Genomic DNA, 23,711 nt, shown 5'->3' on the forward strand with positions numbered 1-23,711 from the left:
AAGTTGGGTTCGGTAGCCGACGGGGTGTCAGAGCCTTGAGGCATGTCCAGCGCGTACTCGATCGCTTTGATCATGTTTCTGCTCGTCGCCACGTCCTTGGCGTACCTGATTCCCGACCGCGACGGCACCGATGCCCATGCGGGGGGCGAAGCCGACGAGCGCCTCGCCACCGCCGACGACATGGCTGGCATTCGCGCCGAGTTCGACCGGATGCTGGTCGCGAAAGGCCTGGTCACCAATGGTCAAATCGACCTGATCCGGCACGGCACCAAGTCCCGCGCGGTCGTCACGGGCATGCGGACCACCGGGCATGCGCGGGAGGATTTCCGCGAGGTCGAGCTCGACGTGATGGTGCATCGTCCCGGCGGCGGGCAGTTCGCGGCTCACGAGAAGGCACTGATTCCCGAATCGGCGATCACGAAGGTCTCGCCCGGCAGCTTCGTCGACACGTACTACCGATCCGACGACGAGTCCGCGGTCGCAGTCTGTGTGTCGCCGGGTCGCTGATCACCGGGCTCCGTCGACGGCGAACGTCGCCAACGCGGCCCAGTACAGCGGGCTCGCGGTCACATCGCCATCGCACCACCGGCGCATCCGTTCCCGCTGCCAGCCATTCACCGCACGTCCGGCGTCGTCGGTTTCGTGCGCGCAGTCGACGGCGAGGATCGCCTCGGACATCGGATCGGTGTCCTCGACTGTCGGCGCGAACAAACGATAACCCGCAGCGGTCGGCAGCGACCACAACGTGGCGGTCACCAACTCGGCACCACCGAGAATCATCGCGGCCACCAGCCCGGTCGCCTCGTCGAAGCGGTAGTCACCGCCGGATGCGCAGGCCAGCAAGCCGACACGCGGCGGAACCGGCAGCTTCAGCGCCATGAGATCCGATGCGGTGAGCGGTCGTTCATCGGCGAGATGTAGCGCGGCCCGGTCGGCGTGACCGACGTCGCCATCCGCGGCGGTCGCGTGGCCGACGTACAGCATCCGACTGGGCGCCCGCGCGAGCAGGTCCTCGAGCCAGGCACGCCCCGCGTCGGCGCGCCGGAACAGGTCGACCGATGCCGCGACGTCGGGAAGAACCTCCCGGCCCTTCATCAGCTCACCGAAGTGCTTGGCCAACGGCGTATCTGGCGACGGACGCCCGAGTACGGACCCCAACGCCGAGTCCGGCCGCTGACCGGGCACCCGCGGATCGAGAACCAGCAGCGGCGGTCTGCCGCGCCTGCCGCCCCAGCCAGCGGGCTCACGGGGTGAGTGGACGATGTTCGGCGGTGCCGCCATGAGGACGTCAGCCAGCTCGATGAGCCGGTGGCCGTCGTCGCCGGGCATCGCGACGAGACCCCAGGGGACTCGGGCCAGCCGCGCGCTGGGCGACACGAACAACGCGGCCCGAGGCGACGACACGCAGTCGAGCAGCAACTGCCAAGCCTCGGATGCGATCAGATTGGCGCCCAGCGTGCGGGCGATCGCCAATTCGGTTGCGGGCGCTGCGAACGCGCCTTTGGTGATCGCACGTTCGAGGGCGTCGCGCCGGGTCTCGGCGTCGATCGGGTCCGGCAACGCGGCGGTCAACTCGTCGAGTGCCGCCTGTAGGGTCGCCTCCTCGATCACCCATGTCACGGTCCTCGACGGTTCCCCGACGACGCGCAGGCTGACGTAGGTGGCGATTCCGACGTCCGCGAATCGCAAGACCAGGGTGGTGGATTCAGGTTCCGTCACGGCTCCCGTCATGGCCAGGTCGCCCACGTCGCGCCATGGGCGGTCACGTCGCGGCCGTACCTTTCGCGCGCCAGGTTGCGGTAACGCGTGAGTATCTGACCCGAGTTCGGGTCCATCTGCAGCGCAGGCAGCGGACCCAGTCGCGTCAGCCCTGCACCTGCGGTAGACAGCGACTCACCCGCCGCGACCAACGCGTACTCGTCGATGGTCTCCAATGGCACCGCAGCGGTCGCGGTGCCCGTCCATTCGGCGGTCTCCTGATCGGGCTCAGCACTGAATGTTCCTCGGGCACTGTGGTACTCGACCAACTGGCTGACTAGGTCGGTGTTGCCCCACTGCCAGGCGACGGCGAATGCCCCGGCAAGCATTCGGGCCGACACGTGCGTGGCCCAGCGCATTCGGGCGTCGGCATCGGTGATGAGGTGTCGTACCGAGTCGACCGCAAGGGCAGCGGGCACCTTCAGTTCAGCAGCCTTTTCGAGCTTGGTTGCGGCGTTCTCCGGGTCGGCCATTGCATCGGCGCGCCAGATGCTGCCGATGTGGTCGTGCAGACGGGCGTACTGCAGCCAGCTGTGGCGGGGCCATGAATCGAGGAGTTCGCGCGCCTCTTCGGTGCGCTGACGCGCGGCGTCGAAGTCGCCACGGAAAATGTCAACCCAGCTGCGCTGCAACAGAATGCGATGGATGTGTAACGGCTTCTCGATCTCGCGCCAGTGCCGCTCGGCGTGACCGAAGCGCTCCTCGGCGTCGTCGAGCTCCTGGATGGACAGTGCGATCAGGCCGAAGTACAGCCAGCACCGCGACACATCGTGCGCCCGCAGGCCCTCTGCGATCGCCGGATACGACTGGTGCGCCAAGTCCTGTGCCTTGCGCCTGTCGCCCAGAGCCCACGCCGCCGTCGCGCGTTCGAATTGCGTTCTCGCCGTACCCAATGCCCAGTTGCGCGCTTCGGCGCGGGCGCCCGCGCGCCGCAACCACGGTTCGGCCTGCGGCAGCCGGCCGGTCTCGATGCAGAACCTGCCGTACGACGTCGCGCCGTTGACGAGCAGGTAGTCGTCGAATTCGTCGGTGCCGTCGGTGTCGTCGATCGCGTCGATCACTTTGTCCCACAGATGAACCGACTGCACATGTAAATCGTCGTCGCAGAGCGCGTTGGCGCAGAGGACGCGCGCGAAGGTGATCAGGCGTCGGTGCTCGTCCGCGAGATCGGGGAACTCGGCCGTGTCGTCAGTCAGTACCAACAGTGCGGCCTCGGCGGCTTCATGGTCGCCGTGGGCCGCGGCCAGACCGATTTGGAGAAACTGCGCGCGTCGCGAGTACCGGCAGATCATGTGATCGACCTCGGCGTCCGACATCGTCACCTGCGCCGCAAGATCGGGCCGTTTGCCGGCTCGGATCTCCTGATAGGTCGCCAGGCATTCGCGGATTCGGCGAACGGATTCGTCGGTCCCGTCGTATGCGGTGCGAACGAGATAGAGCTGGCCGAGCTGTGCGTACACCTCGAGAAGCCAGTCGTCGCGGTCGGCGGCCTCGATGGCGGGAACCAATGACAGCAGCAGGTCCTTGGCCGCCTCCTCGTTGGCGGCCAACGACAACTGGCGCGCCCGCTCGAGGTCGGCCACGATCGTCATTCCTGAATCATAGGAAGCGGCGGACGTAGAAGGTACGTCCGCCGCGTCCGGTATGTGCCCGATCAGCTGCAGGTCACCTTGATGGTGAAGGGCTTGTTGATCATGCCGGCCATCGGATTCGCCATGTCGGCGCCGGTGGCTTCACCGGTGATGGTGTAGGTGCTGCCGTCGACCTTGACCTCGGCCGAACCGGTCTTCGCGCCCATCATGTTGGTGACACCGAGTGCGTTGCCGTCCACCGACATGGCCAGCGACTCGACCGTCGGGGTCGCCTCGTCGGTCATGACGACGGCGAGGCCGGCCTGGCCGTTGATCGCCGCGCTGGCGACGTTGATCTTTCCACCCTGCTTGATGCAGGTCACCGAGTTCAGATCCAGACCGGACAGGTCGCTGCCACCGACCTTGACCTCGGTCGAGCCGCTCGTGCTCACCTGCGTGTTTCCGGATGCCGGGCTGCTGGGTGCGGCTTCTGGCTTCTTATCGTCCGAACAGCCCACCAGCACGGCCGCGCCCAGACCCAGTGCGACAACACCCGCGACAACTCGATTCATGATCTTCCCTTCGTCATACGCCGCCCCACTGGCGTCGTCGTGAGGTCAGTCAAGGCGGCGCACGCGGCTACCGATCCCAAATTTTGTCGGTATCCGCAGGTAGCGTTCGCAAGCGATGCGGTCATTTACAGTTGGCGAGCGGCGGGCCAGGCTCGCGCGCAGGCACTTTCTCAACGCGCCCGCGCAGGCCCCGGCGCACGTCGCAGGCGATCTCGTAGGTCTGCACGCCACCGATCCGGCCACGCCGTATCTCTCGCTCTGGGCGCGGGTGCCCGGCTTCACGCTCGGCGATCTGGACGCCGAGCTCTACGACCGCCGGAGCCTGGTGAAGCACTTGGCCATGCGGCGGACTCTGTGGGTCGTTCGGACCGACGACCTGCCGGCCATCCAGTCCGGCGCGAGCGACCGGGTCGCCGACAACGAACGCCGAAAGGTGGTCGCTGATGCGCAGAAGGCCGGCGTGTGTGGTGACGGCGAAGCATGGCTGCACAGTGCGTCGAGCGCGGTGCTGAAACATCTCGGCAAGCACGGCCCGACCAGCGCCAAGGATCTGCGTGTCGCGCTGCCAGAGTTGGCGGGCCACCACGACCCGGCGCCGGGTAAGCGGTGGGGCGGCGAAACACCTTTGGCACCAAGAATTCTGACTGTGCTTTCGGTACGCGGTGACATCGTCCGGGGGCCGAACGACGGATCGTGGACGGTGTCACGGCCACGATGGGCACCGATGTCCGGCTGGCTGCCGTCGATGCCGGACGCCGTGTCGGCCGAGGTGGCGCGCACCGAATTGGTGCGGCGGTGGCTGCGCGCATTCGGTCCGGCCACGGTCACCGACATCAAGTGGTGGTTCGGCAACACGCTCACGTGGGCACGCCAGGCCTTGACCGATCTCGAGGCCGTCGAGGTGGATCTCGAGGGCACACCGGGTTTCGTGCTGCCCGACGATCTGGATGTCGAACCGGTCGCCCAACCGTGGTGCGCGCTGCTGCCCGGCCTCGACGTCACGACGATGGGGTGGTTCGACCGCGACTGGTACCTCGGCGGGCACCGCAGTCAGGTGTTCGACTCGAACGGAAACGGTGGCCCGACCGCGTGGTGCGACGGTCGGATCGTCGGGGCGTGGGGCCAGGACGCCGAGGGCCGCGTCGAGGTGCGGTTGCTCGAGGATGTCGGCCGGGCGGCACAGAAGGCGCTGCAGCGCCGGGCCGATGAGCTGACCGAGTGGCTCGCCGGCGTGCGGGTCAGCCCGCGCTTCCCGTCCCCGCTGTCGAAGGCCCGTTGAGCCGAACGGCGGCCCGTTGACTCTGCATCCATGGCAGCGAAATACGAGTGCACACCGCCCTCAGCGCAGTGTCAACGAGCAATTGGCATTGTGCTCGCATCGAAACTGCGGAGAGATCGCAAAGTGGGACAACAACGCGATCTGTGCGCAGTCTCATCGCAACGAGCCTAGGCGCTGACCTTGCTCCGCTTGCGCTTCTTGGGGGCCGGCCGCGCCACACCCAGCGCCTCAGCCAGGAAGTGACCTGTATAGCTGTCGGGGTTGGCCGCGACGTCCTCCGGGGTGCCCGATGCGACCACCGATCCGCCACCTGCCCCACCCTCAGGACCCATGTCGACGATCCAGTCAGAGGTCTTGATCACGTCGAGGTTGTGCTCGATGACGATGACCGTATTGCCTTTGTCCACAAGGCCGTTGATGACGGCGAGCAATTTGCGGATGTCCTCGAAGTGCAGGCCGGTGGTCGGCTCGTCGAGAATGTAGATGGTGCGGCCGGTGGACCGCTTCTGCAGTTCGGACGCCAGCTTGACGCGCTGCGCCTCACCACCCGACAGCGTCGGCGCCGGCTGCCCCAACCGGACGTAACCGAGACCGACGTCGACCAGCGTCGCCAGATACCGATGGATCGACGTGATGGGCTTGAAGAACTCGGCCGCATCCTCGATCGACATGTCGAGCACCTCGGCGATGGTCTTGCCCTTGTAATGCACCTCGAGGGTTTCGCGGTTGTAGCGCGCGCCCTGGCACACCTCGCACGGCACATACACGTCCGGCAGGAAGTTCATCTCGATCTTGATGGTGCCGTCACCCGAACACGCTTCGCAGCGGCCACCTTTGACGTTGAACGAGAACCGGCCCGGCTGGTAGCCGCGGACTTTCGCCTCGGTGGTGGCCGCGAATAGCGTGCGAATCTTGTCGAACACACCGGTGTAGGTGGCGGGATTGGACCGAGGTGTGCGGCCGATCGGTGACTGGTCGACGCGAACGAGTTTGTCCAGCTTGTCCAGACCCGTCACGCGGGTGTGCCGCCCCGGCACCTGCCGGGCGCCGTTGAGCTTGTTGGCGAGCACCGACGCCAGGATGTCGTTCACCAGAGTCGACTTACCCGAACCGGAGACGCCTGTGACCGACGTCAGCACGCCGAGCGGGAACGCCACGTCGATCTCTTGCAAATTGTGCTCGCGCGCACCGACGACGGTGAGCTGCCGCTTGCGGTCGGCGGGCCGGCGCATCGCCGGCACCTCGATCTCTTCCTTGCCCGAAAGATAGGCGCCGGTAATCGAATTCGAGTTCGTCAGCAGATCTTCGTACGTACCGCTGTGCACGATCTGACCGCCGTGTTCACCCGCTGCGGGACCGATGTCGACGACCCAGTCCGCATGGGCGATGGTGTCGAGGTCGTGCTCGACGACGATCAGTGTGTTGCCGAGGTCGCGCAACCGGATCAGCGTCTCGATCAGCCGCCGGTTGTCGCGCTGATGCAGTCCGATCGACGGTTCGTCGAGGACGTAGAGCACCCCGACGAGCCCCGAGCCAATCTGTGTGGCCAACCGAATGCGTTGCGCCTCACCGCCGGACAGCGTGCCCGCCGCCCGGGACAGCGACAGATAGTCGAGTCCCACGTCGAGCAGGAACCCGAGCCGCGACTGGATCTCCTTGAGCACCTGACCCGCGATAGCCGCCTCGCGCGATCCGAGCGTCAACGCGTTGAGGAATGCAGAGCAGTCGGCGATCGACAGTTCGGCGACCTCGGCGATCGATTTGGGGCCGTGCTCCCCCGCCGTCATCGTCACCGCGAGGATCTCCGGCTTCAGCCTCGTGCCCTCGCACTCCGGGCACGGCACGTCGCGCATGAAGCCCTCGTAGCGCTCCTTCATCTGCTCGGAGTCGGTCTGCTCCATGCGACGGTGCAGAAACGCCATCACGCCTTCGAAATCGGCGTAGTACGAACGGGTTCGGCCGTAGCGGTTCTTGTACCGCACGTGCACCTGCTCGTCGCAACCTTCGAGGATCGACTTGCGCGCCCTGGCGGGCAGCTTCTTCCACGGGGTGTCGACGTCGAACCCGATCTGATCGCCGAGCCCCTTCAGCATGCGGGTGAAGTACTCGGCCGTCTGCCCCATGGACCACGGAGCGATCGCACCCTCGGCGAGTGTCAGGTCCGGGTCGGGGACGACCAGTTCCGGGTCGACCTCCTTGCGAATGCCCAGACCCACGCACTCCGGGCAGGCGCCGTACGGCGAGTTGAAGGAGAAGGACCGCGGTTCGAGGTCGTCGACGGCGAGCGGGTGCCCGTTCGGACATGCGAGCTTCTCGGAGAACCGCTGCTCGCGGTGCGGATGGTCGTCCTCGCGGTCGACGAATTCCAGGACGACGATGCCGTCGGCCAGGTTCAGGGCCGTCTCCACCGAGTCGGTCAGGCGTTGCTTGGCGCTCGCCTTGACTGTCAACCGGTCGACGACGACCTCGATGTCGTGCTTTTCCTGCTTCTTCAGCGTGGGCGGCTCGGTCAGCGGATACACCACCCCGTCGACGCGCACCCGGCTGTAGCCCTGGGTGTTCAGCTTGTCGAACAGGTCGACGAACTCGCCCTTGCGGGTGCGCACCACCGGGGCGAGCACCTGGAAGCGCAGGCCCTCGTCCATTGCGAGGACCTGGTCGACGATCTGCTGCGGCGTCTGGCGGGCGATGCGCTCACCGCACACCGGGCAATGCGGGGTGCCGGCCCGGGCGTAGAGCAGACGCAGGTAGTCGTACACCTCGGTGATCGTGCCGACGGTCGACCGTGGGTTGCGGTTGGTCGACTTCTGGTCGATGGACACCGCGGGTGACAGGCCCTCGATGAAGTCGACGTCGGGCTTGTCCATCTGGCCGAGGAACTGGCGCGCGTAGGCGGACAGCGACTCGACGTATCGACGCTGGCCCTCCGCGAAAATCGTGTCGAATGCCAGCGACGACTTCCCCGAACCGGACAGGCCGGTGAAGACGATCAGCGCATCGCGGGGCAGGTCGAGATCAACGCTCTGTAAGTTGTGTTCGCGTGCACCTTTGACAATCAGGCGATCAGACACAGCCGTTCTCTTTCAACGACGAAATCCTCCCGAAGACATAGTTGAAACCCATGCTAGGTCCCCCCACCGACAAGTCCTGGGTCGAGCCTCAGCCAAGCCAGATACCGTGATGACATGACCGTCGTCGACGACAACTACACCGGCCATGTCGAAGCGCAGACCGCAGCCCGGCGCACCCTTCCAAGTGCATCGATCGTCAAGGTTTCGGTGGGCCCGATGGACAACAACGCGTACCTGGTGACGTGTTCCCAGACTGGCGAGACGCTACTCATCGACGCGGCCAACGATCCCGAAATCCTCCTGGAACTCATCGAGCGCTTCGCGCCCAAGCTGTCCCTGATCGTCACCAGCCACCAGCACTTCGACCACGTGCAGGCGCTCGAGCAGGTGACCAAGAGCACCGGGGCACCCACCGCGGCTCATCAACTCGACGCCGAGGCGCTGCCGGTCAAGCCCGACCGGATCCTCGGCCAGGGCGACACCGTCAAGGTCGGCGATCTGACCTTCGACGTCATCCATCTGCAGGGGCACACCCCCGGGTCGGTGGCGTTGGCCCTCGTCGGCGCCGACGACAGGACGCACCTGTTCACCGGCGACTGCCTGTTCCCTGGCGGCGTCGGCAAGACCTGGCAGGAAGGCGACTTCGACAAGCTGCTGGGCGACGTGACCAGCAAGGTCTTCGACGTGTACGACGATTCGACCGTCGTCTATCCGGGCCACGGCGACGACACCACCCTCGGTACCGAGCGCCCTCATCTAGCGGAGTGGAAAGAACGGGGTTGGTGAGGAGCGCAAAGTCAGGGCCCCGCGAGGCTGTGAACCCGCTGGCCTAGTCTGATGCGCAGAACTCGTCGAGGCAGCTGCAGGAGATCCAGGAGAACTAGGTGAATCAGGATCAGTTGAAGAAGGCTCAAAGCGGTGCCGGTTTCATCGCCGCACTTGATCAAAGCGGCGGCAGCACGCCGAAGGCGCTGAAGCTCTACGGCATCAGTGAGGACGCCTACTCCGGCGACGAGCAGATGTTCGACCTGGTGCACGAGATGCGGACTCGCATCATCACCAGCCCGGCCTTCAACGGCGACCGCGTGATGGGCGCCATCCTGTTCGAGATGACCATGGACCGCCAGGTCGAAGGCCGTCCGACCGCCGACTACCTGTGGAACGTCAAGAACATCGTCCCGTTCCTCAAGATCGACAAGGGTCTGAACGACGAGCAGGACGGCGCGCAAACCATGAAGCCGATGCCCGGCCTCGACGATCTGCTGGATCGCGCGGTCGCCAACGGCGTATTCGGGACCAAGGAGCGCTCGGTCATCAAGCTGCCGGGCGCGGGTCTGGACGCCGTCGTCGCCCAGCAGTTCGAGGTGGGCCAACAGGTCCTCGCCAAGGGCTTGGTCCCGATCATCGAGCCCGAGGTCGACATCAAGAGCCCCAAGAAGGCCGAGGCCGAGGATCAACTCAACGCCGCCCTGCTCGCGGGCGTCAACGCGCTCGGTGACGACCAGAAGGTCATGCTCAAGCTGACGCTGCCCGACACCGACAACCTCTACAAGGAGCTCGTCGACCACCCGAAGGTGCTGCGTGTGGTGGCGCTGTCCGGTGGCTACGCGCGCGACGAGGCCTGCGAGAAGCTGGCCCGCAACACAGGCGTCATCGCGAGCTTCTCGCGCGCGCTGACCGAGGGTCTGACCGCGCAGCAGAGCGACGAGGAATTCAACGCGACGTTGGATCAGGCGATCGCGAGCATTGCCAAGGCTTCCGCCAGCTGACCTGATTCGCGGGCTCGCGGCGGCGCTGGTAGCCGGCGCGATCCCCGCTCTTGCCTTCCCCGCGGTGTCGTGGTGGTGGTTGGCGTGGATCGGACTCGTTCCGTTGCTGTTCATCGTCCGCGCCGCGCCGACCGCGGTCCAGGGCGGCGGACGTGCCTGGTTCGGCATGGCCGGTTTCGTGCTGACGAACCAATATTGGCTGTTTCCGAGTGCGGGCCCGCTGCTGGTCGTGCTCGCACTCGCTGTCGGCGTGCTGTGGTTTCCGTGGGGGTGGGCGGCGCAACGCCTGCTCTCCGGTGAGACCCGACGGGTTCTCGCCGCCGTCGTCGTCCTTCCCTCGGCCTGGGTGCTCGCCGAGGCGGTGCGGTCGTGGCATCGCCTCGGCGGACCGTGGGCGCCGCTGGGCGCGTCGCAGTGGAATCAGCCGGCGACGCTCGCGTCCGCCTCGGTCGGCGGGGTATGGCTCGTCAGCTTTCTGGTGGTCGCCGTCAACACCGCCATCGTGGCAGCGATCCTGCTGCGTTCCTGGCGTGCGGCGGCGCTGCCGGTCGTCCTCGTCGCGCTAGGCCCGGCGTGGTTCTGGTGGGGTCCGGCACCCGCCCCGGGGGCGACGGTGCGAGTCGCGCTCGTCCAGCCCGGCCACATCGAGGACGCGACGGCGCGTCAGGCGGCGAGCGAGCGGCTGACCGAAGAGCTGGTCGGCCAGCAGCTCGATCTGGTCGTCTGGGGCGAGAGCAGTGTGGGCGTCGACCTGACGACCCACCCGGACGCCATGGCGCGATTGACCGAACTGCGCCGCCAGGTCGGGGCGGATCTCTTGGTCAACGTCGACGCCCGAGCGACCGACGGCGGCATCTACAAGTCGTCGGTGCTCATCGGTTCCGACGGGCCGCGCGGTTCGTATGCGAAAACGCGGCTCGTGCCGTTCGGTGAATACGTACCGCTGCGACCGCTACTCGGCTGGGCGACCCGCCACACGAAGGCGGCCGGCGAGGATCGTCGACGCGGTGACGGACCGGTCGTACTGCGCACGGAGTCGTTGGCCGTCGGACCTTTGATCAGTTTCGAGACCACGTTCTCGGATCTACCGCGGCAGCTGGTGCGCCTCGGCGCCGAGCTGCTGGCGTACCAGAGTTCGACGTCGAGTTACCAAGGCAGTTGGGCGCAACCACAATTGGCGAGCATGGCAGCCGTCCACGCGGCCGAGACCGGTCATCCCGGCGTGCACGCCGGAACATCCGGTGTCAGTACGGCATTCGACGCTCGGGGCCGCGAATTGGGGCGCCTGTCCGCGTCCGACCGGGGCGTGCTGGTGGCGGACGTACCGTTGGCGGCGCGCGTCACCGTCTACGACCGGCTCGGTGACTGGCCGATCGTAGTGGCGGTGCTGATGCTTACGGCGTGGTGTGCACGATCAACACGTCGGTCTTGGACCGGCGTGCGACGTTCGCAGGCACCGAGCCGAGCAGCCGGCCCGCGATCGTGGATAGGCCGACGTTACCGACGACCAGCAGATCAGCCTTGACCTCTTCGGCGAGTTCGACCAATGCGTCGACGGGTGCGCCGACGACGGCCTTTTCCTCGACGGTCGGAGCGCCCGCCTGCTGAGCGCGTTCCTTCGCCTCGCGGAGAATCGCGTAGATGGGGGCATTGCCCGCCATCTTGTAGCCCTCGTCCTTGAGCACGTCGGCCGCGCGCTGATCTTCGCTCTGGGGGAAGTACGCCGTCGCGACGATGACTGTCGCGCCTGACCCGGCGGCGATCTGGCCGGCTTTCTCCACCGCGCGCAGCGACGAATCCGATCCGTCCGTGCCGACCACGATGGTCGTGTAGCCGCTCATTCGTGCCCTCCCAATGTAGGTTGCAGCGCCACCCGAGACAGTAACCCGTTGTTCGGCGAACATGGGTGCGAATCACCACACCTGAGTGGCATCAGCCTGGTCTTTCGCCGTTTAGGCGCTAGCAACATCACTGATGTCATCCCGACGTGACCCCGCCTACATACCGTGTGGACGTCGGACCGGATTACCCCACCGATGGACGGGTAATCGCTTGCCATGGCAGCGCATACCGCGGCCGAATACGTGCCGGACAGCCGCGACGTGGCCGAACTCGCGGAGGCCGCGCAGAGCTGTAAGGGCTGCGACCTGTACCTCGACGCGACCCAGACGGTCTTCGGTGCGGGGTCAGCAAAAGCCGACTTCATGCTGGTCGGCGAACAGCCCGGCGATCAGGAAGACAAGGTCGGCGAACCATTCGTCGGGCCGGCAGGCAGGCTGCTCGACAAGGCCCTCGCGGCCGCAGGTGTGGACCGGGACCGGCTATACGTCACAAACGCGGTGAAACATTTCAAGTTCACCCGTCCGGAGCGCGGCAAGCGCCGTATCCACAAGACACCGAACCGGACCGAGGTCGTGTCGTGCCGACCATGGCTGCTGGCCGAATTGACATCGGTGCAACCCGACGTCGTGATGTTGCTCGGCGCGACAGCCGCACAGTCGCTGCTGGGCAGCACATTTCGGCTCACGGCGCATCGTGGCGAGGTATTGCACCTGCCCGACACCGACGACTTCCCGGCCGATCCGCAGATTGTGGTGACCGCTCACCCGTCGTCCGTGTTGCGCGGCCGTCCGGAAGACCGCGACATGGCTTTCGAGGCTTTGGTCTCGGATCTGCGATTTGCCGCGGACCTACTGGCCAGGTGAGCCATCATCGACATGTGGAGGCGACAGTCGTCCGCCTCGTCCGGCTGCGAGACGGACGATCGATGGCCTACGTCGAATACGGTGCCCCCGACGGGCATGTCGTCGTCAACGCTCACGGTGGCCTCGCCTGTCGCCTCGATGTGGAAGCCGCGAATGACGTTGCCGTCAAAGCGGGAGTGCGGCTGATCTCACCGGACCGGCCCGGCGTCGGACTGTCAGATCCCGATCCCGGCCGCACGACCTACAGCTGGACGCGCGACGTCGAAGAACTGGTCGACCAGATCGGCGTCGAGCGATTCGCCGTCATGGGCTGGTCGATGGGCGGCCAGTACGCCGCGGCGGTCGGGCACGCGCTGCCTCACAGGGTGACCAGGGTAGCGATTGTCGCCGGGGCGTTGCCGCTAACCGAATTCGGGGTGTTCGACCAACTTCCTGCGATGGATCGGTACCTCACCCGCATGTCGCAGCGCACACCGCGCCTGGCGCAGCAACCGTTCCGGACGATCGGACTCGCGGCGCGTGTCGCCCCAAAGGTGTACGGCCGCCTTGCCGCACGCGAACTGGGACCGGATGACGGCGCGGTCATCCGTAGCGACGCATCCGCCTTGTTCGCGCGGATGACACGCGAAGCGATGCGTCAACCGGCCGGTGCCGTCGAGGAATACCGAGCGTGGATGCGGCCCTGGGGCTTCAAGCCCGAGGACCTCGACATTCCGGTCGACATCTGGGCAGGCAGGGACGACCGGCTGGTCGATTCGAGCTGGCCGCAACGTCTTGCGTCACGAATCCCGAACGCCAACTTATACATTCGCGACGGCGGACACTTCGTCGCGCATCTGCACTACCGGGAGATATTCGACGCGTTGGTCGCCGGCAGCTAGCAGACGGCTGGCGGCACCCACCCCGACACGTTCGGCGGTACCCACGCGCAGGGGCCGTAGTAGCGGTAATCGTCACGCCATTCGCGGTAATCGTCGCGCCTGTCATGCCAGCGGGGCTTGTCGAGCTTGAACGGCACCCCGGCTGAATTCGGTACCGCCGGTTCAGCATTGGCGACGGCCGTGCTCAGCCCGACGGCCGTGAAACCCATTACCCCGACGAACGCCATACTGGCGCCGATATTCTTCATCTTCACAATCAAACCTCTGCAAAATCAGATATCCGACCCGACTCAACCTTAGCCGATCTACAGATCCCCGCATGCGCAACCCCGTGGGTCTACGCGTACCAAAACTTTCAGCAAAGAGCATCACGCGACCATGTCGAGTGCGCTGAACCCGGTTCTACTGCAGGATTTTTCGCTAACGTGGTTTGCGACCGGCGTAGCGGTCAACTCCTACTGCAAAGTTGCGAACAGTTCAGCCGTACAGCGATTCGAACGTGCGAATCGAGCGTTCGATGTCGCCCTTCACGGCCCGCACCGCCGCCATCCCGATAGGCCCGAACAGCGGTGCGCCGCCCAGTTCCATCTTCATCGTGAACGAACATCCCTGCTTCTTCGGCGCGACCGTCATCCTGAGTGCGTACTTTGTTCCGCCCACGCCGTCACCGGTGATGGCGATCAGCCGCGGCGGATCGAGTTCTTTGATGGTCCACTTGACGCGGTTGCGCATCCCCTTGGCGCCGGCCACGCCGACGATGGTCGTACCCACTTCGAGTTCGGACGGCAAATCGCTGCGCCAGCCCTCGTGCATCGACAGCCAGTCCCCCAGCGTGGACAGGTCGGATACGTGTTCCCACGCATCCTCGGGGCTCAACGACAGGTCACGGGACAGCTCGAGCTTGGCCACGCCACGATACTAAGCGCCAACCGTCGGAGCGAGTGACGGGATTCGAACCCGTGTAAACGGCTTTGCAGGCCGGTACCTAACCACTCAGCCACACCCGCGTTCCGATTGACGTTGCCACGGTGACGGCCATCAGCCCACGGTTGCAATCGCCATGATGCGAACCGACGGCGCGCCAACCGTGAGCGTGCGGGCCCCAGCGCTAACTTGTCGGCATGGACGTCTTGCTGGCCGCAGACCCGCCGTTCTTCGGCGGCCCCGGGCAGGGCACCCGCCAGATCGTCGAGTTGTTCGTCGCGTTCGGTCTCACGGCGCTGATCGGCCTCGAACGCGAGCTCCAGGGCAAGAGTGCCGGCGTGCGGACCCAGACAATTGTCGGCACGGCCGCGGCGCTGATCCTGCTGGTCAGCAAGTACGGCTTCCAGGACGTGCTGCAGGACGGGCTCGTCGTCGTCGACCCGTCCCGTGTCGCCGCCCAGATCGTCTCAGGCATCGGCTTTCTCGGCGCCGGCATCATCATCTTCCGGCGCGGTTCAGTACACGGCCTGACCACCGCGGCGGCGGTGTGGGAATCCGCAGCCATCGGTATGGCCGCCGGGTCAGGTCTGCTGCTGTTGGCGATCACTGTGACGGCGATGCACTTCCTCGTCGTCATCGGCTTCCTCCCACTCGCGCGCTGGCTCACCTCCCGGCTGAGCGGATCTGTCACCATGCACATCAGCTACAGCGAAGGCCGGGGCGTGATGACGCGCATTCTGCAAGCGTGCGAGCGGCGCCAGTGGCAACTCACCGACCTCGCGAATGACACTGCAGAACAGGCGACAGGCGCCGGACAGGCCGGTGTCTTGTTGACGCTCGGAGGCAGAGGCATTGTCAACGCACCCATGGTGTTGGCGGGAATCGACGGGGTCATCGGGATCCACCAGCTTGACGACGACCCCGACTAGACCGCGCAATAATGCGGTGTGACCATCGGATTGATCTGTGCCATCCCGCAGGAACTCGCCGCTCTGCAGCGTGACCTCGCGCAGACGCGCACCGAAGCGGCGGCGCATACGACCTTCGTCACCGGCGTCCTCGACGGCCACGACGTGGTGCTGGCCGGGTCCGGGATGGGCAAGGTCAACGCGGCGATCGTCACCACGCTGCTGGCGGATCGGTTCGGTTGCCGCACAATCGTTTTCTCGGGCGTCGCGGGTGGCCTGGACCCGGCGCTGTCGATCGGCGACGTCGTCGTGGCCGACATGATCGTTCAGCACGACGCCGGCGTCCTCGAGAACGGAATGGTCCGGACGTATCAGCCGGGGCACGCGCCGATCATCAATCCCACCGAGCGACTCGGCTATCCGGTCGATCCCGAACTGCTCGCCCGGGTCAAGGACCAGTTGGACGGCATGCCGGTTCCCGGCCAAATCGTCTACGGCACAGTCCTTACCGGCGATCAGTACCTGAACTGTGATTCCACCCGGGACCGGCTGCTGTCAGAGCTGAACGGCAAGGCGATCGAGATGGAGGGCGGCGCGGTCGCGCAGGTCTGCGAGGCATTCGAGCTGCCATGGCTGGTCATCCGCGCCCTGTCCGACCTCGCCGGCGGCAATGCCCTGTTCGACTTCACCGCCTTCGTCGAGCAGTCATCGGCGACGTCGGCCGCGATCCTGCGACGGCTGCTGCCGGTCCTATGACGTTGTCCGGCGACCGCTTCGCGTAGAGGCGACGACACCGACCAGGGCGAGCACCGCGAACGTGGCGAACATCCAGCGCGCCGCCGTCGCATCCCCGTGATCGGTCGCGTTGACCACGATGCCCGCCAGGCCGGCACCAAATGCTCCGAAGATCAGCTGCACAGTGTTGATCGCCGCCGCAGCACGGCCGCCTTCGCTCTCGTCGTCAACCGAGCCCATCGCCCACGCCGACAAGTGCGGCCACGCCATACCGACCCCCACGCCCGTCAGTGCCAGCGCGGCCACCCACACCGCGATCAGCCAGCCCGACGCGTCCTCGAACTGACTCACCGCAGCCAGCCCAAGTCCGGCGGCCATCACCAGAGGTGCGACTGCGACGATGCGCACGACGGTCTTTGTCCTCGACACCGATGCGCTCACGATCTCGCTGAACGTCCATCCGATCGCGAGTGCCACTCCGAGGAAGCCCGCCGCCACCGGCGCCAGATGCGCCAGCCGCTGACCGAAGAACGGTACGTACAGGTCGACCATCGTCGCGGCCATCAGCATGCCGAGGGTGAGATACATCCACTTGAGCGGGCCAGGCCGAAATGCCGTGGGCGGCAATACGGCCGCTGCCGCACGACGATCGACAACCAGGAAAACCGCTACCAGAACCGCGCCGAACGCGACCAGAGCGATGGTCCAGACCACATTCCTCGGGACACCGGCGACACTGATCGACAACGCCGCCGAACCGAGCAGCAGCAGCGACCACACCGGGATTCGGTCGCGCACCGGCGGTACACCGGGCCGTTCGGGCAGCGCAAACGGGACCAACACCGCGATCGCCGCGGCCAGTCCCACGAGCACCCCGAAAGCCCAACGCCACGAACCGTATTGCGCGAACAGACCGCCGGCCGCGGGACCGATCAGCGTGCCGACACCCCACATCGCCGATACGAGGGCCGAGGCCTTGGTCCACAGCGATTGCGGCAGCGTCGAATTGATCACCGCGTAGCCAAGCCCGGCAAGCAGCCCGCCTGCTGCGCCCTGAACCACGCGGCCGACCAGCAGCAGCTCCATCGTCGGCGCCAGCGCGCACGACAAGCTACCGACTCCGAACACTCCGAGACCCGACAGATACGCCCACCGGGGACCGACCCGCGCCAGCACAGCGCTCACCGTCGTCGCCGACACGACCGAGGCGACGAGGTACACCGTGGTGACCCAGACGTAGAGGCGCTGCCCGCCGATATCGGCGACCGTGCTCGGCAGCAGGCTGATCGTCAGGAACTCGTTGGTGGCGTAGAGCAAGACGCCACCGGCCAACACCGTCGAAGCCCCCAGATGTTTCGGGCCCAACAGATCACGCCAGCCGCCGGAGGCAGTCGTCGCAGTTACGGTCACGCCGCTCACGCTAAGAGCTCAACCGCGCTTGAGGTCAAGTTATTTCAAACCCGCGGCGTCCATGCCGCGCAATTCCTTCTTCAGATCGTGGATCTCGTCGCGGATCCGCGCAGCCAACTCGAACTGCAGATCGCGCGCCGCGGCCATCATCTGCTCGGTCAGATCCCGGATCAGATCGGCCAACTCGGCACGCGGCATGTTGGTGGTGTCACGGCCCTCGATGATCCCGGCGCTGACCGCGCGGCCCGGCTCGCCCTGTGCGCGACGGCCGCGTGACGCGTTGCGGCCCGAACCACCGATCTCGACGTCGTCGGCCTCGCGGTAGACCTGATCGAGGATGTCGGCGATCTTCTTACGCAACGGCTTTGGATCGATGCCGTGCTCTTCGTTGTAGGCGATCTGCTTGGCCCGGCGCCGATCCGTCTCGTCGATGGCTTCCTTCATCGAGTCGGTGATCTTGTCGGCGTACATGTGTACCTCGCCGGACACGTTGCGCGCCGCACGGCCGATGGTCTGGATCAGGCTTCGCGGTGACCGCAAGAATCCTTCCTTGTCGGCGTCGAGGATCGCGACCAACGACACCTCGGGGAGGTCGAGCCCCTCTCGCAGCAAGTTGATGCCCACGAGCACGTCGTAGTCGCCGAGTCGCAACTGCCGCAACAGCTCGACGCGGCGCAGCGTGTCCACCTCGGAGTGCAGGTAGCGCACCCGGATACCCATCTCGAGCAGATAGTCGGTCAGATCCTCGGCCATCTTCTTGGTCAGCGTGGTGACCAGCACGCGCTCGTCGCGTTCGGTGCGCTTGCGGATCTCGCCGATCAGATCGTCGATCTGGCCCTTCGTGGGCTTCACGATCACCTGCGGGTCGACAAGCCCTGTCGGCCGGATGACCTGCTCGACGAACTCGCCGGCGGACTGGCTCAGCTCGTAGGGACCGGGCGTGGCCGACAGATACACCGTCTGCCCGATCCGGTCGGCGAACTCCTCCCACGTCAACGGTCGGTTGTCGACGGCCGACGGCAGCCTGAATCCGAAGTCGACCAGGTTGCGCTTGCGGGACATGTCGCCTTCGTACATGCCACCGATCTGTGGGACGGTCACGTGTGACTCGTCGATGACCAGCAGGAAGTCTTCGGGGAAGTAGTCGAGCAGTGTCGCCGGCGCCGAACCCGCCGGCCGGGCGTCGATATGGCGTGAGTAGTTCTCGATACCCGAGCAGAACCCGACCTGGCGCATCATCTCGACGTCGTAGTTGGTGCGCATTCGCAGCCGCTGCGCCTCGAGCAGCTTGCCCTGACCTTCCAGTTCGGCCAGCCGCTCCTCGAGCTCCTGCTCGATGGTCGAGATGGCATGCGCCATCCGCTCCGGTCCCGCGACGTAGTGGGTGGCTGGGAAGATCCGCAACGAGTCGACCTTTCGGACCACGTCACCGGTCAGCGGGTGCAGGTAATACAGCTCCTCGACCTCGTCGCCGAAGAACTCGATGCGCACCGCCAATTCTTCATACGACGGAATGATCTCGACGGTGTCGCCTCTGACGCGGAACGAGCCGCGGGTGAACGACATGTCATTGCGGGTGTACTGCACGTCGACCAGCAGCCGCAGCAGCGCGTCACGCGGAACTTCTTGCCCGACCTGCAGTTCCACCGACCGGTCCAGGTAGGACTGCGGCGTACCGAGACCGTAGATGCACGACACCGAGGCGACCACGACGACGTCACGGCGGGAGAGCAGGCTCGACGTCGCCGAGTGCCGCAGCCGCTCCACGTCGTCGTTGATCGAGCTGTCCTTCTCGATGTAGGTGTCGGTCTGCGCGATGTACGCCTCGGGCTGGTAGTAGTCGTAGTACGAGACGAAGTATTCGACAGCGTTGTGCGGCAACATCTCCCGCAGCTCGTTCGCAAGCTGGGCAGCCAGCGTCTTGTTGGGTGCCATCACCAGGGTCGGCCGCTGCAAACGCTCGATGAGCCAGGCCGTCGTCGCGGACTTGCCGGTGCCGGTGGCTCCGAGCAGCACGATGTCGCGCTCCCCTGCCTGGACCCGCCGCTCGAGCTCGTCGATTGCGGCGGGCTGATCCCCGGCGGGGTCGTACTCACTGACGACGTCGAACCGACCACCAGCGCGCACAACGGCGTCGACAGGACGGTACTCCGAGTGCGCCAGCACGGGATGTTCGGTCGCGAAAGCCATATTCACCAGGGTAGAACCCGCCACCGACATCTGTAATTCCCGGGATACTCGGCACATTGTGCCGGGCCTTCTTCGACGACCGGATCTACCGATGGTTGGTCCCGGACGGTGAACAGCGGCGTCGCGGATTGTCCGGCGACATACGCCATGTGGAGAACACCGAGCGGCTAGTCAGCAGCCGCCGCACGACTATTCTCAGATCATCCATCCTCCCAAGCACGAGACTTTCGACCTGCAGGCTCGCACCAATACCGATCCGAAGGGCATTGTGCGCGCCGTCGACGTCTACTCCGTCGAGCCGTGGGGGCTGTACATGGCCCGCCCCGCTCCCGGCCGCGCACAGTTCCACTACCTCGAATCGTGGTTGCTTCCTGAGCTGGGGTTGCGTACCACCATCTTCCACTTCAACCCCGGCTACGAGCGCGACCAGGACTATTACCTCGATATCGGACGATTCACGCCGGGCGAGGCAGTGTGGCAGACCGAGGATCATTACCTCGATCTGGTGGTGCGCACCGGCATCGGGGTGGAGCTAGCGGACGTCGACGAGTTGCTCACCGCGGTCAGGCACCGCCTGCTGTCGCCGGAAGCGGCTGAACGCGCAGTTCAGACGGCAGTTTCGACAATGGATGGGCTGTCCAGAAACGATTACGACCTCGACCGTTGGCTTCTCGGCCACAATATTGTCCTGACCTGGCGCGATCCGACGTAACACCTGGTCGATCTTGATCGATTTCTGTTGTGATGACCACAACAGCGCAGGTCAACGACGCGGCTGCCACGCGGGCCGAGCCGGTAAGGTCGGCTGTCATGAGTTCCACCAAGCGCCGATGGCAGGCAGTCGCCGTTGTCGCCGTCATCGGTACCGGCGTGCTGTGGTCTCCGGCGGCTGCGCTCGCCCAACCCGGCACCGAACCTGCTGAGCCGCAGCCGGCGCCCGCCGCCGTCCCCGAGGTGCTCCACAACGTCATCTATCGGGCGCGAGCCGACGGAACGTCCCGTGACGCGGTGGTCGCGTACAAGCAGGACGATGCGAACGTCAACAGCGCTACGCCGACGATGCTGCCCGGCCAGACCTTCGAGGTGAACACGGTCCTCGACGATCCCAAGAAGGCCGGCATGACGCTGTCCATCGGATGGCCGTACGGATCCAACCTGCACTGCGAGATCCTGGTCGACGACCAGATCGTCGCGCAGGCCGACCAGTTCATCGCACCGAGGTTCTTCCGCGTCAAGGACGATCCGCTGTATGGAACGCTGCAATGCGGTGCCCCGCTGGACATCCCGGTCGCCGGTATCCCGAACGTGGACGCCGGCCCCGAGGATCCGAACGCCGTACCGCCTGATCCGAACGCGGCACCACCCGCCGCGCCGCCTCCGGCCTGATCGCTACGGACGCCAGTCCGTCGTGTCCGCCCACTCCCAGGCCCGCCGGTAGGCGTCGAGAAACCACGGCTCCTTCGCATCGGCGTATGCGCCGGTATCGGCGTGCGCCGTTGCCGCCACCTTGCGCTTGAGTGCGACGTAGTCGGCCTGCACGGACGGGTTCTTTCCCAACCAGTCCACGAACAGCAGGGCAAACTGTTGACCCGGCCAACCGTCGACCCTGATGTGGACATTCGTCGGCCTGCCCGGATCCGCTGAGCAGTGAAGTCGCTTGTGCCACAACGCTTCATCGTTGGTGTGATCGAACTCCGCGACGGTGCTGCGCGCGTCGGGCTTGCCGACGTCGGCCGTGACCGGCCTACGTACGTAGCCCGTCGTCGTCAACGCGTCGGCCAGTTCATCGGCCACCTCGAGCGAGGCGACGGTCACCTGCATGTCGATCACATCCTTGGCGTCCACCCCGGCAACGGCCGTCGACCCGATGTGGTCGATGCGCACCGCGCGGTGGCCGCATGCGGTGTTGAGCCGAGCCGCGATACGACGTCCCTGATCGGACCACGACGGATCGCTGGGCACCAGAACGGGTTTCGAGCGGGCCGGTTGGCCGTGGTCCAGGTTGTGCGCGAACGGCAGGATCCGCTCATGCCACAGCGCCCGCGCCTGCTCCACCAACTCCCCTGCGCTGCCTGAATTGTCGAGCCACACATCGGCCACGGCGCGCCGCTGTTCCTCGGTGGCCTGCGCTGCGATACGGGCGCGGGCGTCCTCCTCGGAGAAGCCGCGGTACTCGATCAACCGCTTCACACGGAGATCCTCGTCGGCGTGCACGATCACCACCAACGGAAACATCGGGGCCATCCCGGACTCCACAAGCAGCGGAATGTCCTCGACGATCACGGCATCCTCCGCTGCTGCGGCGATCAACTCCGAACGACGGTGCGCCACCAGCGGGTGCACGATCCCGTTCAGCGTCTTGCGCTTCTCGTCGTCGCTGAAGGCGATCGAGGCCAGCGCGGGCCGGTTCAACGAGCCGTCGTCTTGCAAAATGCCCTTGCCGAAGGCATCGACGAGTTTGCCCAGCCCCTCGGTCCCCGGTTCCACCACCTCGCGGGCGATCACGTCGCCGTCGACGACGATCCCTCCGAGCTCACTGAACGTCGACGACACCGTCGACTTTCCGGCGCCGATACCGCCGGACAGGCCTATGCGCAGCACGGCACCAGTCTGTCAGGCCCTCATCCCTCGACGCCGGTGAGCTCGATAGTGGACTGGTCCAGAGTCTTCTCGGCCACGACCGAACCGACGGGAGCGCCGTCCCCGAGGTTCACGGCGAGCAAGCGGCGAGCGTTCGGATCGCTGATGTAGGCGGTGCCCTCCTGCACGTGCAGATTCGGCATCGGCGACTGCCACTCGTCGGGTTCGGTCCATGCGTCGATCACCTTGAAGTGGCCGACGCGCTCGGCGGTGACCGGATCGAACACATGCAGTGCGCCGTCGGTGCCGAGAATCACGGCTTCGCCGGCGGGCCCTCGCTCCAACGAGCGGAAGCTGTAGCTCGCGCCCATCGGCACGATCCGGATGGTACCCGTCCTCGTGTCGGTCAGCGAGAACTGTTGTGGTCGTTCGAGTTCCGCCTCTGGATCAGTCTTGTAGTCGCCGAGCACGATGTGCGAGGCTTCGCTCCCGGACTGATTGCCGATCCGGCCGTAGGGGTCGGGGCTGTCGACCTTGCGAATCTCGCTGCCCCGCACCATGACGATGCCGTCCTCACATCCGAAGGTCAGCACACCGTCCGCCGCCGCGGCCTCACCGTGCAGCCCGGGACACTCGTTGTTGCTCACGGTCGGCTGTCCGGCCGAGTCGAGAATCTCGATGCCGGAACGTGTTTCCTCATCGCCGACGCTGACGACGATGCTGCGATCGGCCCGCGCGACCGCAACGCCGTGGTGGGGCGGCCGCGTAGCCGCATGCCACACGTCGTCCTCCCCGACCAGTAAATCGTTGGGATCAACCACATCAACGGCGCCCGTGCCGTCGCTGAAGAGGGTGAGTCGATCGTCATGGGCCACGACGTGGCCGGGTTCCGCGCCGCCGAACCGGATGTCGGTCAATTCAGGAGCGGCAGTGTAGTAGTGATGGTGATCGCCGTGCCCGTCGGACCAGGTGCCCATGTCCAACACCGCGAAGCCGTCGGACTGCGATACGAGGACGTGGCGGCCGTTGGCGGCCGAGTTCAGCCGCACGAACCCCTCGACGGGAATGTCGGCGACCCGGTCGAGCGTCTCGGCATCAACGACCAGCACGCCGCCGTCGTAGCTCAGCGCCAGTCGCGGGGTGGCCGAGGACTGTTCGGTGGGCGCCGCCGTCGTCGGCGCGGGCGTGGTCGAAGATTCGGCCTCGGTTTCGGTGGGCGTGCCGCAGCCCGCTGCGAGGATCGTCAGGGACAGGATCGCCAATGCTCGCGTCGTCGTCATACCGACGATCCAACGCGTTAATGAAAATGATTGTCAAAAAGCAATATGTGCATCTTATGCAGGCAAAAAGAAACGCCC

Annotated in this window: 21 protein-coding genes, 1 tRNA gene and 1 pseudogene; 11 read left to right on the top strand and 12 right to left on the bottom strand. The window is 65.9% G+C overall.

The genetic code is table 11. The annotated features are described in order from the left end of the window. The first annotated feature begins 42 nt into the window (after positions 1-42). Positions 43-507, top strand: coding sequence for a hypothetical protein (locus ACIA48_RS29130; protein ID WP_396739632.1), 465 nt, complete (start codon positions 43-45; stop codon positions 505-507). Here the strand turns inward: ACIA48_RS29130 and ACIA48_RS29135 are convergent, their stop codons facing one another. From ACIA48_RS29135 to ACIA48_RS29145, 3 genes are all read right to left on the bottom strand, one after another. Beyond that, positions 508-1,731, bottom strand: coding sequence for a CHAT domain-containing protein (locus tag ACIA48_RS29135; RefSeq protein ID WP_396739895.1), 1,224 nt, complete (start codon positions 1,729-1,731; stop codon positions 508-510). Then, the gene (locus tag ACIA48_RS29140; protein ID WP_396739634.1) at positions 1,728-3,350 is read right to left on the bottom strand and encodes a hypothetical protein; all 1,623 of its coding nucleotides are present in this window, start codon (positions 3,348-3,350) and stop codon (positions 1,728-1,730) included. The genes ACIA48_RS29135 and ACIA48_RS29140 overlap by 4 nt, the downstream gene beginning before the upstream one ends. Before the next feature lie 62 nt (positions 3,351-3,412). Further along, positions 3,413-3,901, bottom strand: a complete 489-nt coding sequence (locus ACIA48_RS29145; RefSeq protein WP_396739636.1) for a lipoprotein LpqH — start codon at positions 3,899-3,901, stop codon at positions 3,413-3,415. Between the two features lie 115 nt (positions 3,902-4,016). Between ACIA48_RS29145 and ACIA48_RS29150 the strand changes: the two genes are divergently transcribed. After that, a complete protein-coding gene (locus ACIA48_RS29150) occupies positions 4,017-5,180 on the top strand; it encodes a winged helix DNA-binding domain-containing protein (protein ID WP_396739638.1) in 1,164 nt (387 codons plus the stop codon). A 167-nt stretch (positions 5,181-5,347) separates the two neighbouring features. Here the strand turns inward: ACIA48_RS29150 and uvrA are convergent, their stop codons facing one another. After that, complete coding sequence (uvrA, locus tag ACIA48_RS29155) at positions 5,348-8,251, bottom strand: excinuclease ABC subunit UvrA (RefSeq protein ID WP_396739640.1); 2,904 nt, start codon at positions 8,249-8,251, stop codon at positions 5,348-5,350. A gap of 114 nt (positions 8,252-8,365) precedes the next feature. Here uvrA and ACIA48_RS29160 point away from each other — a divergent pair, with 114 nt between their 5' ends. The 3 genes and pseudogenes from ACIA48_RS29160 to lnt all read left to right on the top strand — a co-directional run. Then, positions 8,366-9,037, top strand: coding sequence for an MBL fold metallo-hydrolase (locus ACIA48_RS29160; protein WP_396739642.1), 672 nt, complete (start codon positions 8,366-8,368; stop codon positions 9,035-9,037). A 98-nt stretch (positions 9,038-9,135) separates the two neighbouring features. Continuing rightward, positions 9,136-10,020: a fructose bisphosphate aldolase gene (locus tag ACIA48_RS29165; RefSeq protein WP_396739644.1), complete on the top strand. Its 885-nt coding sequence runs from the start codon at positions 9,136-9,138 to the stop codon at positions 10,018-10,020. Beyond that, positions 9,998-11,449, top strand: a pseudogene (lnt, locus tag ACIA48_RS29170) (apolipoprotein N-acyltransferase); the annotation flags it as partial. The gene ACIA48_RS29165 and the pseudogene lnt, both read left to right, overlap by 23 nt. Here the strand turns inward: lnt and ACIA48_RS29175 are convergent. Beyond that, entirely contained in the window at positions 11,415-11,861 is a 447-nt protein-coding gene (locus tag ACIA48_RS29175; RefSeq protein ID WP_396739646.1) for a universal stress protein, read from the bottom strand. The pseudogene lnt and the gene ACIA48_RS29175 sit on opposite strands and share 35 nt — an antisense overlap. 216 nt (positions 11,862-12,077) lie before the next feature. On the opposite strand from ACIA48_RS29175, the gene ACIA48_RS29180 reads away from it, so the two are divergent. Together ACIA48_RS29180 and ACIA48_RS29185 are read left to right on the top strand one after the other, a co-directional pair. Further along, entirely contained in the window at positions 12,078-12,725 is a 648-nt protein-coding gene (locus tag ACIA48_RS29180) for a UdgX family uracil-DNA binding protein (RefSeq protein WP_396739648.1), read from the top strand. A 62-nt stretch (positions 12,726-12,787) separates the two neighbouring features. Next, positions 12,788-13,606 (top strand): alpha/beta fold hydrolase, encoded by an 819-nt coding sequence (locus ACIA48_RS29185; RefSeq protein ID WP_396739897.1) that lies wholly within the window; start codon positions 12,788-12,790, stop codon positions 13,604-13,606. On the opposite strand, the gene ACIA48_RS29190 is transcribed toward ACIA48_RS29185, so the two are convergent. From ACIA48_RS29190 to ACIA48_RS29200, 3 genes are all read right to left on the bottom strand, one after another. Continuing rightward, on the bottom strand, positions 13,603-13,854 hold the full coding sequence (locus tag ACIA48_RS29190; protein WP_396739898.1) for a hypothetical protein: 252 nt from the start codon (positions 13,852-13,854) through the stop codon (positions 13,603-13,605). The two genes, ACIA48_RS29185 and ACIA48_RS29190, sit on opposite strands and share 4 nt — an antisense overlap. A 229-nt stretch (positions 13,855-14,083) precedes the next feature. Beyond that, on the bottom strand, positions 14,084-14,515 hold the full coding sequence (locus ACIA48_RS29195; RefSeq protein ID WP_396739650.1) for an SRPBCC family protein: 432 nt from the start codon (positions 14,513-14,515) through the stop codon (positions 14,084-14,086). A 27-nt stretch (positions 14,516-14,542) separates the two neighbouring features. Continuing rightward, positions 14,543-14,613 (bottom strand) — tRNA-Cys (locus ACIA48_RS29200). A 114-nt stretch (positions 14,614-14,727) separates the two neighbouring features. Here ACIA48_RS29200 and ACIA48_RS29205 point away from each other — a divergent pair. Beyond that, complete coding sequence (locus tag ACIA48_RS29205) at positions 14,728-15,459, top strand: MgtC/SapB family protein (RefSeq protein ID WP_396739652.1); 732 nt, start codon at positions 14,728-14,730, stop codon at positions 15,457-15,459. Between the two features lie 18 nt (positions 15,460-15,477). Continuing rightward, entirely contained in the window at positions 15,478-16,194 is a 717-nt protein-coding gene (locus ACIA48_RS29210; RefSeq protein ID WP_396739654.1) for a 5'-methylthioadenosine/adenosylhomocysteine nucleosidase, read from the top strand. Here ACIA48_RS29210 and ACIA48_RS29215 read toward each other — a convergent pair. Both ACIA48_RS29215 and uvrB read right to left on the bottom strand, forming a co-directional pair. Beyond that, a complete protein-coding gene (locus ACIA48_RS29215) occupies positions 16,189-17,583 on the bottom strand; it encodes an MFS transporter (protein WP_396739656.1) in 1,395 nt (464 codons plus the stop codon). The genes ACIA48_RS29210 and ACIA48_RS29215 overlap by 6 nt on opposite strands. A 39-nt stretch (positions 17,584-17,622) precedes the next feature. Then, on the bottom strand, positions 17,623-19,773 hold the full coding sequence (gene uvrB, locus ACIA48_RS29220; RefSeq protein ID WP_396739658.1) for an excinuclease ABC subunit UvrB: 2,151 nt from the start codon (positions 19,771-19,773) through the stop codon (positions 17,623-17,625). Between the two features lie 202 nt (positions 19,774-19,975). Between uvrB and ACIA48_RS29225 the strand changes: the two genes are divergently transcribed. Both ACIA48_RS29225 and ACIA48_RS29230 read left to right on the top strand, forming a co-directional pair. Next, a complete protein-coding gene (locus tag ACIA48_RS29225; protein WP_396739899.1) occupies positions 19,976-20,485 on the top strand; it encodes a DUF402 domain-containing protein in 510 nt (169 codons plus the stop codon). Positions 20,486-20,583: 98 nt separating this feature from the next. Further along, positions 20,584-21,159: a hypothetical protein gene (locus tag ACIA48_RS29230; protein WP_396739660.1), complete on the top strand. Its 576-nt coding sequence runs from the start codon at positions 20,584-20,586 to the stop codon at positions 21,157-21,159. A 3-nt stretch (positions 21,160-21,162) separates the two neighbouring features. Here the strand turns inward: ACIA48_RS29230 and coaE are convergent, their stop codons facing one another. Beyond that, a complete protein-coding gene (coaE, locus tag ACIA48_RS29235) occupies positions 21,163-22,374 on the bottom strand; it encodes a dephospho-CoA kinase (RefSeq protein ID WP_396739662.1) in 1,212 nt (403 codons plus the stop codon). Positions 22,375-22,394: 20 nt separating this feature from the next. Then, positions 22,395-23,633, bottom strand: a complete 1,239-nt coding sequence (aztD, locus tag ACIA48_RS29240; RefSeq protein ID WP_396739664.1) for a zinc metallochaperone AztD — start codon at positions 23,631-23,633, stop codon at positions 22,395-22,397. Between the last annotated feature and the right edge of the window lie 78 nt (positions 23,634-23,711).

The organism is Mycobacterium sp. NPDC051804, assembly GCF_044452905.1.
GTDB lineage: Bacteria > Actinomycetota > Actinomycetes > Mycobacteriales > Mycobacteriaceae > Mycobacterium.